Source organism: Mesorhizobium sp. B2-3-10, from assembly GCF_006442275.1.
In the GTDB taxonomy this organism is placed as follows: domain Bacteria; phylum Pseudomonadota; class Alphaproteobacteria; order Rhizobiales; family Rhizobiaceae; genus Mesorhizobium; species Mesorhizobium australicum.
Genome location: NZ_VFVT01000012.1, coordinates 128147 through 142069, shown reverse-complemented (window position 1 = coordinate 142069; position 13923 = coordinate 128147). Strand labels below are relative to the sequence as shown.

The 13923-nt window shown below is 63.1% G+C and carries 13 protein-coding genes; 8 read left to right on the top strand and 5 right to left on the bottom strand.

What is annotated here, in order from left to right:
- Positions 1-117: 117 nt before the first annotated feature.
- Positions 118-1014, bottom strand: coding sequence for a LysR substrate-binding domain-containing protein (locus FJ943_RS27755; protein WP_140618559.1), 897 nt, complete (start codon positions 1012-1014; stop codon positions 118-120).
- A 76-nt stretch (positions 1015-1090) separates the two neighbouring features.
- Here FJ943_RS27755 and FJ943_RS27750 point away from each other — a divergent pair, with 76 nt between their 5' ends.
- The 6 genes from FJ943_RS27750 to FJ943_RS27720 all read left to right on the top strand — a co-directional run bounded on the left by FJ943_RS27750 (position 1091) and on the right by FJ943_RS27720 (position 8780).
- Complete coding sequence (locus tag FJ943_RS27750) at positions 1091-2677, top strand: amidohydrolase (protein ID WP_181174658.1); 1587 nt, start codon at positions 1091-1093, stop codon at positions 2675-2677.
- A gap of 40 nt (positions 2678-2717) precedes the next feature.
- Positions 2718-3650: a dimethylarginine dimethylaminohydrolase family protein gene (locus tag FJ943_RS27745; RefSeq protein ID WP_140726678.1), complete on the top strand. Its 933-nt coding sequence runs from the start codon at positions 2718-2720 to the stop codon at positions 3648-3650.
- Between the two features lie 223 nt (positions 3651-3873).
- Positions 3874-6027, top strand: coding sequence for a penicillin-binding protein 1A (locus FJ943_RS27740; RefSeq protein ID WP_140726675.1), 2154 nt, complete (start codon positions 3874-3876; stop codon positions 6025-6027).
- Positions 6028-6136: 109 nt separating this feature from the next.
- Complete coding sequence (locus FJ943_RS27735; protein WP_015318639.1) at positions 6137-6721, top strand: DUF1214 domain-containing protein; 585 nt, start codon at positions 6137-6139, stop codon at positions 6719-6721.
- Positions 6714-7283 (top strand): DUF1254 domain-containing protein, encoded by a 570-nt coding sequence (locus tag FJ943_RS27730; protein WP_140618565.1) that lies wholly within the window; start codon positions 6714-6716, stop codon positions 7281-7283. Before FJ943_RS27735 ends, FJ943_RS27730 begins: the two co-directional genes overlap by 8 nt.
- A 471-nt stretch (positions 7284-7754) precedes the next feature.
- Entirely contained in the window at positions 7755-8780 is a 1026-nt protein-coding gene (locus FJ943_RS27720) for a hypothetical protein (RefSeq protein WP_140726672.1), read from the top strand.
- Here the strand turns inward: FJ943_RS27720 and FJ943_RS27715 are convergent.
- The 3 genes from FJ943_RS27715 to FJ943_RS27705 form a co-directional block, all read right to left on the bottom strand.
- Positions 8758-9105 carry a DUF1491 family protein gene (locus FJ943_RS27715; RefSeq protein WP_140726669.1) on the bottom strand — a complete coding sequence of 116 codons (348 nt, stop codon included), beginning with the start codon at positions 9103-9105 and terminating at the stop codon, positions 8758-8760. The genes FJ943_RS27720 and FJ943_RS27715 overlap by 23 nt on opposite strands.
- Before the next feature lie 71 nt (positions 9106-9176).
- Positions 9177-9959, bottom strand: a complete 783-nt coding sequence (locus FJ943_RS27710) for a peptidoglycan-binding protein (RefSeq protein WP_140726666.1) — start codon at positions 9957-9959, stop codon at positions 9177-9179.
- Positions 9934-11685 carry a HAMP domain-containing sensor histidine kinase gene (locus FJ943_RS27705; protein ID WP_140726664.1) on the bottom strand — a complete coding sequence of 584 codons (1752 nt, stop codon included), beginning with the start codon at positions 11683-11685 and terminating at the stop codon, positions 9934-9936. Before FJ943_RS27705 ends, FJ943_RS27710 begins: the two co-directional genes overlap by 26 nt.
- Positions 11686-12218: 533 nt before the next feature.
- Here FJ943_RS27705 and FJ943_RS27700 point away from each other — a divergent pair.
- Entirely contained in the window at positions 12219-12566 is a 348-nt protein-coding gene (locus FJ943_RS27700) for a DUF5330 domain-containing protein (protein ID WP_015318646.1), read from the top strand.
- Positions 12567-12666: 100 nt separating this feature from the next.
- A complete protein-coding gene (locus tag FJ943_RS27695) occupies positions 12667-13095 on the top strand; it encodes a SufE family protein (protein WP_015318647.1) in 429 nt (142 codons plus the stop codon).
- Positions 13096-13181: 86 nt separating this feature from the next.
- Here FJ943_RS27695 and FJ943_RS27690 read toward each other — a convergent pair whose 3' ends face one another.
- The gene (locus FJ943_RS27690; protein ID WP_015318648.1) at positions 13182-13610 is read right to left on the bottom strand and encodes a MucR family transcriptional regulator; all 429 of its coding nucleotides are present in this window, start codon (positions 13608-13610) and stop codon (positions 13182-13184) included.
- Positions 13611-13923 lie beyond the last annotated feature (313 nt).

The window sequence follows — 13923 nt, the reverse complement described above, 5'->3', positions numbered from 1 at the left end:
CTCTATCCTTACCGTTGAGCCAAATCGTAGGCAGGGCGGAAGCTCACCGCAACCGAATAGTTTTCGCCTGATCGGCAAATTTCATTCATCTATGGCGGGCTGACGCCACCCTGCCCCTCAATAAGGCTGAATGCGATTCTCGGAGAGAGTCGACCTCAGCCATCCCGCGAAGGCTTCCAGGACCGGGTGCGAGGCCTTTGCGTGTTCGGAGACCAGAAAATAGGAGCGCGGCGATTTGATCGCGATGTCGAAAGGCCTGACCAGACGGCCTTCGCTCAGCGCACGGCGGCTGGTCAGTTCGTCACCCATGGCGATCCCCTGCCCGGCAATCGCCGCCGAGAAGACGAGGTTCATGTCGGAAAAGAAGATGCCGCCTTCGGTGTCCGGGTTTTCAACCTTGGACAGCGCCAGCCAGCGTGCCCAATCCTCGGTGTCGTCGAGATGAAGCAGATTGGCGCGCAGTACGTCCGCCGGCCTGGAAAGGCCTCCGACCTTGTTGAGCAGCGTCGGGCTGCAGAGCGGCGTGAACGAGATTTCGCACAACAGCTCGGCCATGCGGTTCGGCCAGTTGCCCACGCCAAAGGCGATGAAGGCGTCTGCCTCGGCATTGCTGACATCGTCGAGCCGTCGGGGCGTCAGGATGCGCAGCGCGACGTCAGGGTACATCTGCCGGAACTCGCCGATATGGGTGCACAGGAACAGCGAGGCGAAACCCGGCGTACAGGAGACGGCGAACGAGCCGCCGACGCCAGTGCCGGCATCGCGCGTCACCGCGTCACCGAGCACGGTCAGCGCCTTGCGAACGTCGCTGGCATAGCGCTGCCCACGCGGGGTGAGCGCCACCCCCTTGCCGATCCGCTCCAGCAGATCGAAGCCGAGATCGCGCTCGAGCAGCCGCAATTGGTGGCTCACCGCGCTGCGGGTCAGGTGCAGTTCGTCGGCGGCGCGCCAGACGCTGCCATGCCTGGCAAAACTGTCGAGCGCGCGTAGCGCCTGTGTCGATGGGATTCTCAAGAGGTGAACCGAATTTGCATGAACCAGGAAAACATATCACTTTTTGGCGAGCCGCTTCACTGCTTTCTTCTAGAGCATGGAGAAACCGGTGACGACATCGGCGCAAGAGACCGCGCTTGCCTGCCTGGACGGCATCCAGCCCCTGCTGTCGGCATGGACACGCACCATTTTCGATTTCGGCGAGACCGCCTGGCGCGAGTACCAGTCGGCCGCCTGGTATGTCGATCGACTCAAGCGCGAGGGATTTTCGGTCGAGGAAGGCTCGGGCGGCATGCCGACCGCCCTTTGCGCCCATTGGACGAACGGTGCCGGACCGACAGTGGGCATGTATGCCGAATATGATGCCGTGCCCGGCAATTGCCAGGACGCCGTGACGGTGAGGCAGCCGCGACCTGGCCTTGGCGCCGAGGCCGGCGGCCATACCGACCCGCATTCGGGGCTCGGCATAGCAAGTCTCGGCGGCCTGCTCGCCACCAAAGCCGCCATGCAGCGCCACGACATCCAAGGCACGCTGCGCTTTACCGGCGAGCCGGCTGAGAAAGTGCGCGGTTCGAAGCCGATCCATGCGGCAAAGGGCTACTATGACGACCTTGCCGGCATGATCTCCTTCCATCCCTTCTACATGCTGCCGCTCTGCAATACCGCGCGCTGGGACACGCATTGCGGCGCGGCCTACGCGATGATCTATCGCTTCGTCTGCGACGAACCCGAAAATTGGGTTCGCGCAAGCGACGGCGCACCGATCCCGCAGGCGCATTCGGCCGTCAGGGCACCGGGCGCCAACGACGCGCTGATGACCATGTACATGGCCTCCAAGGCGTTGCGCGATTCCATGCTGCCGCACCAGGGCGGCTGGTCGATCAGCGAGGCTATCCTGACGGCCGGCCAGGCCACGGCCGACAATCTGCCGGCGGGACTGGCCGAGATCCAGTACATGATCCGCGTGCCCACCATCGGCATGGCCGAGCAGGTAACGACGGTGCTCGACCGCAATGCCGCGGCCGCGGCCGCGATCAGCGGCTGCCGCTACGAGCGGCACTGGGTGTCGAAGTCACGGCCGGGGCTCGCGAACCACGCCATGGCCGGGGTTGCCTATGAAGCCCTGTCGACGGTCGGGCCGCCACGCTGGGACGAGGCCGCCAGAAAGATCGCGCGGGAAATCCAGGTCAATGCCGGCGGCACTGCTACCGGAAACCCCTTTATCGAGGAGCTTGAGCGGCTGATTTCGCCACAAGGGGCCGAGGCGATCCTGCGCCGCGACCTGCCGCCGTCCCAGGTGAACTCGACCTCCGACGACTACACCGACATGAGCTGGCACGCGCCGACCGCCCGCTTCTATGTCGCCCGCCCAGCGCTCCGCTCGGCGAATGGCGGTGCCTATCCCTCCTGGGTGATGAATGCGCTGGGTGGCATTCCGGCGACGATCGACCCGATGGTCATCTGCGCCGCCAAGACGGTCGCGCTGACGGCGCTGCGCCTGCTCGAGGACGAGACCGCCCGCGATGCGGCAATGGACGAGTTCATCACCCGTACCGGCGGTGGCGTCGGCGGCTCCAACTGGATCGCGCCGCTCTGCGACTACGACCCGCCGATCAACTTTCGCTGGCCGGAATATGTCACCACCGCGCGCGGCCGCGACTGGTGGATCCCAAGCAATGCATGACCTGACCAACCCTTTAGAAGAGCCCACGAGGAGAACCCGCATGACCGTCCATGACCGCATCATCGCCGAGCCGTTTTCGCTGCAACGCCGCAACCCGGCCGGCGGCACCCAGCCGCTGACCGTCTGGGGCTTCGCCAACGAAACCGACGTGTTGACCGACGTGCTGCTCGGATCGCCGAATTTCCTGCGCCACCTGTCGACCAGTTCGCTGTCGCGCAAGCACCTGCGTGAAGCCCCTTGCAACGTTCAGATCGCGCAGGCACAGCACAAGGATCTTGTCGCGGCCTACGAGCATTTCGGCGTCAACATTCACTGGCACGAGCCGACGCCGGAACTGCCGATGCAGGTCTATTCCCGCGATTCCAGCGTCATGACGCCTTATGGCGCCATCATCACCGCCATGGCCAACTGGTGGCGGCGCGGCGAGAACTACGCCGCCATCCGCACCTATGAAAAGCTCGGCATCCCGATCTACGACATGGTTACGGCCGGCACTTTCGAGGGCGGCGACTTCAATGTCATCGAGGACGGCGTGGTGCTGATCGGCTGCGGCGGCGCCCGCACGCAGGAGGAAGGCGCCCGGCAGGTGCAGGGGTGGTTCGAGAAGGAAGGCTGGGAGACACGCATTGCCTTCATCGACGAATATTACGTCCATATCGACCTGATGGTGGTGCCGATCGCCGAAAAGCTCACTGCCGTCTGCCTCGCCTGCACCGAGCCTGGCATCGTCGACTGGCTGAAGGGCAAGGGGCACGAGATCATCGACGTTCCCTTCCAGGACACGATGGCGCTCGGCTGCAACTTCATGTCGCTGGGCAAGGACCGGGTGATCGCGCCGACGTCCAGCAAGACGCTGATCGAAAAACTCAAGGCGCGCGGCTTCGAGGTCGCGGCCGTCGACATGAGCGAAATCTCCAAGACCGGCGGCGGTATCCATTGCATGGCACAGGCGCTGAAACGCGAGGCGGCCTGATAGTCGGGAAAACGGCAAAACAGCTCCCGCTCGCCGGCTCGAGCACCTGGCGGGCGAGGGACCGGCCGCCGGGTACCTGGCTCTTCCATCAACAAACCGTGCCCCTGTGTCCTCGCCGCCCTTGTGAGTGTCCGTAAATGGATGAATAGTCGGACAGGGCGCCGCCCTGAAATTGCCCGCTTGCGGTTTTCAGGTCGCGCCAGAACCGAGCCGGGTTTTTTGAATGGTCAGCCCTGAACCACGCAAGAGAAGAGGTCCGATCGCCGCCTGGTTGCTGGCGCTGGACGCGTGGCTCGATTCCTCGCTCTATGAGATCGGGTTCAAGGCACGCCAGTTCTGGGAGGCCGCGACGATCTTCTCGCGGCGCTTCCGTCTCAAGGGTTGGCGCCGCGGCTTCATCGAACTTTTGAGCGAAGGTTTTACACTCGGCGCCGGCGGCATGGTGGTGATGCTGGCGCTGGCGATACCCGCTTTCCAGGACACCACCGGCGACTGGCGTGCCCAAGGCGACTTCGCCGTCACCTTCCTGGACCGCTATGGCAACGAGATCGGCCAGCGCGGCATCATCCAGCGCGATTCCGTGCCGGTCGACGAGATGCCGGACCATGTCATCAAGGCGGTCCTCGCCACCGAGGACCGCCGGTTTTTCGACCATTACGGTATCGATGTGCTCGGCCTGTCGCGCGCGATCTTCGAGAACGTGCGGGCGAATTCGGTCGTCCAAGGTGGCTCGAGCATCACCCAGCAGCTGGCCAAGAACCTGTTCCTGACCAATGAGCGCACGTTCGAGCGCAAGATCAAGGAGGCGTTCCTGTCGCTGTGGCTGGAGGCCAATCTGTCGAAGAAGGAAATCCTGCAGCTCTATCTGGACCGCGCCTATATGGGCGGTGGCACGTTCGGCATCGAGGCGGCGGCGGACTTCTATTTCGGCAAGAGCGTCAAGGACCTGAACCTTGCCGAGGCGGCGATGCTGGCCGGCCTGTTCAAGGCGCCGACCAAATACGCGCCGCATATCAACCTGCCGGCGGCGCGCGCGCGGGCCAACGTGGTGCTGTCCAACCTCGTCGATTCCGGTTTCATGACCGAAGGCCAGGTGCTGCAGGCCAGACTGCATCCGGCCGACGTCGTCGACCGCGGCGAACAGAAGAGCCCCGACTACTACCTCGACTGGGCCTTCGACGAGGTCAAGAAGATCGCCAAGCCCGGCCAGCACTCGCTGGTTGCCCACACCACCTTCGACGCCAACATCCAGAAGGCGGCGGAGGAGTCCGTCGAGTTCCACCTGCGCCAGTTCGGCAAGGAGTACAACGTCACCGAAGGGGCCGTGGTGGTGATCGACACCAACGGCGCGGTGCGGGCGATCGTCGGCGGCCGCGACTACGGCGCCAGCCAGTTCAACCGCGCCACCAAGGCACTGCGCCAGACCGGCTCATCGTTCAAGCCCTATGTCTACGCCACGGCGATGGAACACGGCTTCACGCCGAACTCGATCATTTCTGGCGGGCCGATCAGCTGGGGCAACTGGTCGCCGCACAATTACAGCGGCGAGTCGGCGGGCAACATCACGCTGATCATGGCGATGGCCAAGTCGATCAACACCGTGCCGGTGCGGCTCGCCAAGGACCATCTCGGCATCGCGCCGATCAAGGCATTGGCGGAATCGTTTGGGGTGGAATCGCCGCTCGAAGGGCACAAGACGATGGTGCTCGGCACCTCGGGCATGACCGTGATGGACCAGGCGACGGGCTACAGCGTGTTCGCCCAGAATGGCTTCGTCGGTTCCCGGCACGGCATCACCCAGCTCGTAACCCGCACCGGCGACGTGGTGTATGACTGGACCAAGGACGCGCCGCCGCCGCATCGCGTCCTGTCCGAGCAGGCCCTGAAATCCATGAACACCATGCTGGCGGCCGTGCCGGTGATGGGCACGGCGCGGCGGGCGCAAATTCCCAACATCGTCGTCGCCGGCAAGACCGGCACCACGCAATCCTACCGCGATGCCTGGTTCGTCGGCTTTACCGGCAACTACACGGCAGCCGTGTGGCTGGGCAATGACGATTTCACCCCGACCAAGAACATGACCGGCGGCTCGCTGCCGGCGATGGTGTGGCAGCGGTTGATGGTCTACGCGCACCAGAACATCGACTTGAAGCCGATCCCGGGGATAGACAAGCCCTTCGTCGACGAGGAGGTCGCGGCAAAGGCCGCCGAGGCACAGAAGAAGAGCGAGGAGCAGGCAGCGGCCGATGCCGCCGCCGAGCGGCCGCCGGTGCTGTCCAGTCGAACCACACAGACGTTGCGGGACATGAGCCAGATGTTCCAGGCGGCCCCCAAACTCGACGCCCCCGCTTCACCCGAAACGTTGTCGGCACTGTGATATCCGCCCGCTGAGACAAGACCGACTGGCAAATCCATCACGCCTGCTTGCCACAAGGCCCCGCGCCGCGATATCCCCGAACGGCAATCCTGCGCGCACCTGGCCCTTCATGCTCAAGAACGCCTTCCTGATGCTGATTTCGCTTGCCATAGCCATTGGCGGAGGCGGTGCCAGCGTCTGGTATGCGCTGAAGATCCAGGACGGTGTCGGCGCAATCAGGATCGGCCAGTGGACTGCCTTCCCCGACATCGGCACACCGGCCGCGGACCCCTATTCCAAGGCCCGCGTGGCGCGCGAGGGCGTGCTGGCGCTTGGTCGCGCCGAGGGCCTGTCCTTCGTGGCGGAAAAGGATGCCGCCGGCGACCAGCTCAAGCGGGAATGCACTTACAGGATCGAGGGCGGATTTCCGACAGCGCGGTTCTGGACGCTTTATGCCGCCGATCAGTCGCTCGGCGTCGTCGAGACCGGCAAATCGCGGCTTGCGGCTCTTCAGTCCTACGAGGTGCTACGCCAACCGGACAATTCCGTGATTATATCCGTGGGCCATCACCCGATGCCGGGCAACTGGCTGCTGACCGACGGTTCTGGACGGATGTATTTCGTCCTGACCCTCTACGACACGCCGATCGCCAGCAGCACCGGCCTGTCAGACGTTTCGCTGCCCAGGATCGTCAAGGCGGGCTGCGATGCGTAGTTTGCGTGCCGCATTGCGCAGGCTTCTGCATGCCATCCTGCTCGGCCTCGTCGGCGCCGGCATCGTCCACATTGTCGTCCTGCTTCTGGTGCCGGAATTTTCGGAACGCGACGCCTGGTCGCGTCTCTCCATGGCTTCGGATCTCTACAAGATGAACCGGCTCGATGCCGAAGCGGGCGGCGCACCGGTGGTGAAATCGGTTGACCCGCTGTTCTACGCAACGGCCTGCCGCTTCGACCTCGAGGAAGGAATGGTCCGGATCAAGGCGCCGGGGGACGTCCCGTTCTGGTCGGTGTCGGTCTATGACCGCAGCGGTCACAACATCTATTCCTTCAACGACCACACGGCGGCGGGCGGCAAGCTGGATGCCGTCGTGCTGACGCCGGCGCAGATGATCGACGTGCGCAAGGACCTGCCCGAGGATCTTCAGGGAGCGATCTTCGTCGAGGCGCCCATCGATGAAGGCATCTTCGTCATCCGCAGCTTCGTACCCGACGAGAGCTGGAAGCCGATCGTGTCGCGCTTTCTCGATCAGAGTTCCTGCGAGTTGCAGGATTTCTAAGCCTCGATCGCGGATCCGGAGCAGAGGCTGACGGGCCACACCATGGCTTCAGCAAAGCTCAGTGGTGGGGGACTGCTCAGTGATGGGGGACTGGCGTCCGTGGCGATCCCGGCTTGTCTGGCCCTGCAGGCCGGGCTTCGCCGGTGCTGGACCGCTCATAACGGATGCCGGGAAATATGATCACGGCCGCCGGTATTTCGGTGGTTTGCTTGGCTCGATTGGCCGGTGCCGCACGCGGCACGAAAGACAGTACCATGCCCATGATTCGCGCATTCCTCTCGGTTTCCCCGGAGCACAACGCAACGCCTCCAAATATCATTAAGGCCGGCAGAGGGTTAACGGAGCGCTAACGGATCGCGGCTAAATTGATCTTTGTTCCCGGGTCAGTGAGTTCTGACCGAGGCAATCGCGAAACCGACATAGTCCCGGTGCGCGAGGTCGAGTGTGTATCTGGTGTCAGGCGTATCCTTCGTGTCATCTTCGGATTTCAGGCAAATCGCGATAAGGACGCAATCGGGAAAAGCCGAAAGGCTGTTCCGCGCCGCCGTTTCCGCGTTCTGCTCGCTGACGCGGCCGTCGCGCCGGGAGATCGGCCAACTCGAAGACCTGACGCTGCCTCTGTTCGATGATGTATCCGTCGAATCGCGGCGCTACGTGGCAGCCGCCCTTTCCGAATGCGAATACGCACCCGCGGCCCTGGTGCGGCGCCTCTGCGAGGAACCGGTCGACATTGCCGCTCCACTGCTCATCCGCTCGCGCGCCGTCAGCGACATCGACCTGATCGCGCTGATTGGCCGGCATGGGCTGCCGCATGCGCGCGCCATAGCGCGGCGCAAGGATCTGAACCCGACCATCGCCGATCTGATCAGGGCGCTCGAAAGGCCGACCCTGGTGCGGACGCGGGATCCGGAAGCAGCCCCGGCGCAGAGCCTTGTCGTGAAGGCGCAAGCGACGGCGGACAGCGCGGAAACTCAGCAGACATCCGGCGTTGCCGCCGAGAGCGCGCGGCGCAAGCTGCGCTCCATGATGCGCACCGGCGACCAAGCCTTGGCGGCGAAGATTGACGCGTTCCCCGGCGCGGACACCTTTGTCAAACTGCGCGAGACGGCACTGACGGGAAACGCCGCGTTCTTCCACACCGCGCTGGCGGACGCTCTCGACATTGATTTTTCGATTGCGCAATCGCTGACCGCCCACCAGAACTATGCGCCGCTGCTTGCGGCGCTGCGTTCGCTCGACTTCAGCGAGGACCGGGCATTCCTGATCACTGTCGCCGTCTATCCCGGCCTGTTCCCGCATCCCCAGGCCATCCGCGCCTATCTCGACCGCTACCGCCTGCTGCATCGCGACGCGGCCCTGGATATGGTGCGGGAGTGGAAGGCCGAAACCCTGTCCAAGACGGTTCGCGGCAAGCCACCGGCAAACGGCGACAGCCGCAGGGCCTCCAACAGCGACGAAGCCGACGCCCCCGGCCTCAGGGCGTCTTCACGGAAATAAGTTCCTCGATGGGAACGCTACCGGCCTCGATCTCGACCACCCAGATGTCGGGATCGAATTTTTTCTCGCGCTCCAGTCTCGCATCCAGCACGGCGGCATCGTTGCCGGCGGCGAGAAGGCTGAAAAAACGGTCTTCGGGCTTGGCCGAATCGTAGCTTGTCTGCGGTGCCGGCCCGTAGAGAGCCGTTTCACCCAGCCTGCCCCGCGCCAGGATGAACACGGCCCCGGCCTCCGTCGCGCCGCGATTGACCACGGCGGCAAATCCGCCGGCGCTGAAAACCCGGCGCAACAGGGCCGAGACCCACAGATCAGCGGTTACGCGCATGGAAGACTCCCGACGACATGCGGGCTCTCTACCGAAATTTCCCGTGGAGGGCGAGCCGTCGTTTTCGGCCGTCAGTTGGTGAGGCCGATCTCGCGCATCTTGACGTAGACGATCTCGTCGGGCTCGCCGGTCTGCGGCAAGCCGAACAGTGACTGGAACTCCTTGATCGCCGCCTTGGTGCGTGCGCCGACGACGCCATCCAGTTGCATGTCGTCATTGCCGAAGGCCTTCAGCCCGGCCTGGATCTTGACGATGCGGGGGTCAGGCCCCTGCAAGGCGGCATTCGCCTGTGCCTCGTTGGTCTGCAAGGACACGGGAACTGCGGCCGGCGGCATGTCAGGACGAGGTTGCGGTTTCGGCACGGCAGCCGTCTTCGGCGTTGCACCCAGTTGATCCAGGAGCAGTGCGTCGATCTCGCCCGAGGCGTTCAGCCCGACCTTCTGTTGATAGGCCTGTATGGCCTTGCGCGTGTTGGGGCCGGAAATGCCGTCGACGGTGCCGGAATAGAAATCAAGGTCCTTCAATATGCCTTGCACCTGCTCGACCACCGGGTCACCCTTGATCGGGGCGGGCGTGGCATTGGACCGCACGATGTTGATTGTCGTCTCGGGCTCGTCGGCGGCGGCGTGCGGAACGCCCTGGAAATTGCGTGTGGCGAAAAACGCCCCGGCGTGCGGGAAAGGCTGATACCATAGCGCATTCGCCGAGACATAGAACAGCGTCACCAGGAATGCGGTCGATCCTCCCACCAGGACGGGATTGCGCGAAATCATGCCGCCGACGGCGATGGCGCCGTCCTGAAAGGCATTGCCGCGGCGTTTGACCGCCTTAGCCTGTTTTGCGGAGCGAGCCATTTCCGTCCCCTTTCGCCCTCGTCACCGGCATTGTCAGCACTCCGGTCGGGTTGGCGGGGCGCCCCTTCGGCCCGCCGACCGGCAGGCTGATGGTGACCGTGGTGCCCTCGCCCGGCATGCTTTCGATCGACATGGTCCCTTCATGCAAGGCCACCAGCCCCTTCACCAGGGAAAGGCCAAGACCCGTGCCCTCAAAGCGGCGGGTATAGTCGTTCTGGATCTGCGTGAAGGGTTTGCCGAGATTGGCGAAATCCTCCTCGGCGATGCCGATACCGGTGTCCCTCACCCAGAAATGCAGACGTGAGCCGATCCGCTTGGCGCCGATGACGACATCGCCGCCGTCGGGGGTGAACTTGATCGCGTTGGAAACGAGGTTGATGAGCATCTGCTGTACGGCGCGGCGATCGGCATTGATATCGCCGGCGTCAGGGGCGATCTGCGTCTGCAGGTCGATATTCTTGGCCTGCGCCTGCAGCCGCATCATCGACTGGCACATGTCTGCGGCTTCCACGAACCGGAACGGCTCCGGCTCGGTGGCGTAAACGCCCGATTCGATCCTCGATACGTCGAGTATGGATGTCACGACTGCCAGCAGATGCTGGCCCGAGTCCCGCACCAGACCGACATATTCCTTCTGGCGCGGATCCTTGAAGGTGCCGAACATCTCGTGCAGCAGCATGTCGGAGAAGCCGATGATGGCGTTCAACGGCGTGCGCAGTTCATGGCTCACGACTGCCAGGAACCGGCCCTTGGCCACTTCGGCGGCGGCCGCCGTCTCATTGGCTTGCGCCAGTTCTTCGCGCAGTCGCGCGGTCTCGTCATTCTGGCGCAGGACAAGCGTGAAGACGTCGCCTTGTTTCTCGCCACGCACCAGTTCGAGCGCGAATGGCTGGTAATTGTCGGCCACAAAGCCACTTCCGTTGTGGGCGCCGTTGCCACTCTGGGGCAGCCTGATGCGCAATTCGAGGCGGCGCGACCGTGCGCCGTCACGCATGTCGGCCAGGGCGCTGAGATAGGAGACACGATCCGACAGGTGGACCCGATCGAAGAGGCCCGTTCCGGACAACAGCTCAGGCGGCAATTTCAGAAGCGTACGCGACTTGGCGGATGCATCCACGACCTCGCCGTGGCGGGCGACCCGCAAGACCACCGCGTCGATGATGTCTTCCAGTCGATCACCGGCATCGAGCGTATCGGCCGCGCCGGCGGTGCCGCGAAAAGCCGATATCCGCGGGATGAGGGCCAGCGCCCAGGCCAATGGCACCAGCCAATGCCAGGCGGCGATGTGCGCATCCGCCAATGGAAGGAAGGCGGCCGACAAGGACTGAAGGGCGATGGCGATGACGGCTGTCGCGCCCCCCCACAATGCCGCACGCCGTGACGCGCCGATCCACCAGGCTTCGAATGGCAGCGCCAGGGTAAGCATGGCGACAGGTGAACTCAATCCGCCGGCGGCACCGATGAGACCGGCAAGGGCAAGCGCCGCCATCGCCAGGGCGATCGGCCCCGCGGCAGCCATCTTGCCGGTAGCGGCTACCAGCAGGGCGACGAACCAGCACAGGCCGAAGGCCGCGAAAATGGCGGCCATGGTCACCGCGGCGCCCATCCCCGATGTAACCAGCGTGACCGCGGCACCCGCTGCAAAAAATGGCGCGGCCAGCATCACGCCGATGAAACGGCGCTGGCGCTCGCGGTCGCTCCGTTCGAGAACGCTGGGATGAACCATGCGCTCACAACCGGCCGCTATTGCACCAGGCAATTCAGCGTATCTGGCCTCGATCGGCATCAATTCAACGCACTCGCACTCGTCGTGAACAGCTCTGCTTTTGCAGATTGTCTTGGTTGGCTTTGAAACTCGCATCCAGCGTTTAAGGAATGGATAAGGCAGGGCCGACCAAGGCCCGCCCTGCGGCAAATATCGGGATGACGGCGGCCGAAAACCCGGTCAAATGCAGCCATAGTAAACGGAGGGTTATCCTGGCGGCCCTGTCGTCGGACCGCGGGCCAAGTCGTCGAAGCCGCTTTATTTCCTCGAAGACACAATTCATTCAACGGGATAGATGGTTATCGAATGGTGAGAAGAATCGTTCCGATATGAAACAAATCGACAGCAAAACGCTTCGTTTCGAATTTGCCTAAAATTTGAGGAAAATTCTCGGCGATCGTGCAAGCCGTCCTTTGTGCCTGTGTGTCAACATCCTGCCCATAAAAGAGGTCATGCCATATGATGCATGATCCGGTCACGACGAGAGGCAAGGCATGTTCTTCCTGATAAGAATGGCTTTCTGGTTTTCACTGGTGCTGCTGGCGCTGCCGCTGGGTGTCGGGTCCGATGAAACGGGCCAGGAAAGCGTCGGGCCGATCCAGGCCCTGTTCGCGGCGCGAGACGCCGTCGGCGACATCGCCGGTATCTGCGAACGCAAGCCCGATGTCTGCGAGACGGGCAAGTCGGCGATGCACACCATCACCGCACGCGCCAAGGAAACTGCCAAGATCGCGGCGGCCATGCTGGACGACAAGTCCGCCGGCCCCGATACCTCGACAATGACGGGCAGCGTACCGGAAGTCGTCCTGCCTGAAACGGTCAACCTGCCGATAAACAATTAAGCCGTCTCGACGGCGCACCGCGGGCAGTCTGCCCTCTCGACGCCCGCGGTGTCCTTGTTTTTTCCGTGACGCGGCGCCGCCGCGTGACTATATCCGGGTCATGACGACCACGATCCAGACGATCCGCGACGACTTCTCGTTCCTTGACGAATGGGAGGATCGTTATCGTTACGTCATCGAACTCGGCGAAGCGCTGCCGCCCTTTCCCGATGCGGAGCGCAACGCCACCAACAAGGTGCCAGGTTGCGTCAGCCAGGTCTGGCTGACCACCGAACGGGGTCCGGGCGCCGACCCCGTCATCACTTTCACCGGCGATTCGGACGCCCATATCGTGCGCGGACTGGTTGCGATCATGCTGGCGCTGTTTTCCGGAAAGACGGCCAGCGAAATCCAGAAAATCGATGCGGAAGCGACGCTGAAGGCACTCGGCCTCGACGAGCACCTGTCGCCCCAGCGTGCCAACGGTCTTCGCTCGATGGTCAAGCGCATCAAACGCGATGCCGAGATGGCGCTCGCCCAGACTGCCTGATCGACTTGTCGATCTTCCGCCCACCCCTGAAATCAAACGGCGCCCGAAGGCGCCGTTTGATTTCAATCCAATCTGGCAAGCAGCGACTACCGCGCCGCCTTGCGCTTGCGGCCGAGGCCCATCTTCTTGGCAAGCTGCGAGCGGGCCGCCGCGTAATTCGGGGCAACCATCGGATAGCTTGGGTCCAGGTTCCACTTTTCGCGATACTGATCGGGCGTCAGATCGTAGTGGGTCATCAGGTGACGCTTGAGCGACTTGAACTTCTTGCCGTCTTCGAGACAGACAATGTAGTCGTCATGAACCGAGCGCTTCGGGTTGACAGCCGGCTTCTGCTTGTCGGCAGGCGCCTGTTCGACGGTTCCGCCCACACGCCCGAGGGCGGCATGGACATCGGATATCAGGTTCGGCAGTTCGCCGACCGGCACCGGATTGTTGCTGACATAGGCAGCCACCACGTCGGCGGTGAGCTCGATCAGCGCATCATTGTTTCTGGAAGGTGTTTCGACAATATCCATGGTCTTCAGGCCCCAACAAGAGTTACGTCGGTCTGTGCCCCTTTTTACAGGCAGGGCATTGCACGAATTTGCGCAGATAGAGCTGCCGCGATTCGTGTCACGGGGACATCAATGCGGCCGCAGGTCAAGTAAGTCAATTCGTTGCGCGCATTATATTTATGAATCTTGATCAACTATTCCGCGATCAGCTTCAATCTTTCGTGCATCATGTAATTTTTCGATATTTCGCCCGCCAAACCGATAAAGCCTGACGTAACGTCAGTTCACCGTTACATTCGCGATAACTCACAAATCAGGTTTCAATGCTCTCGTT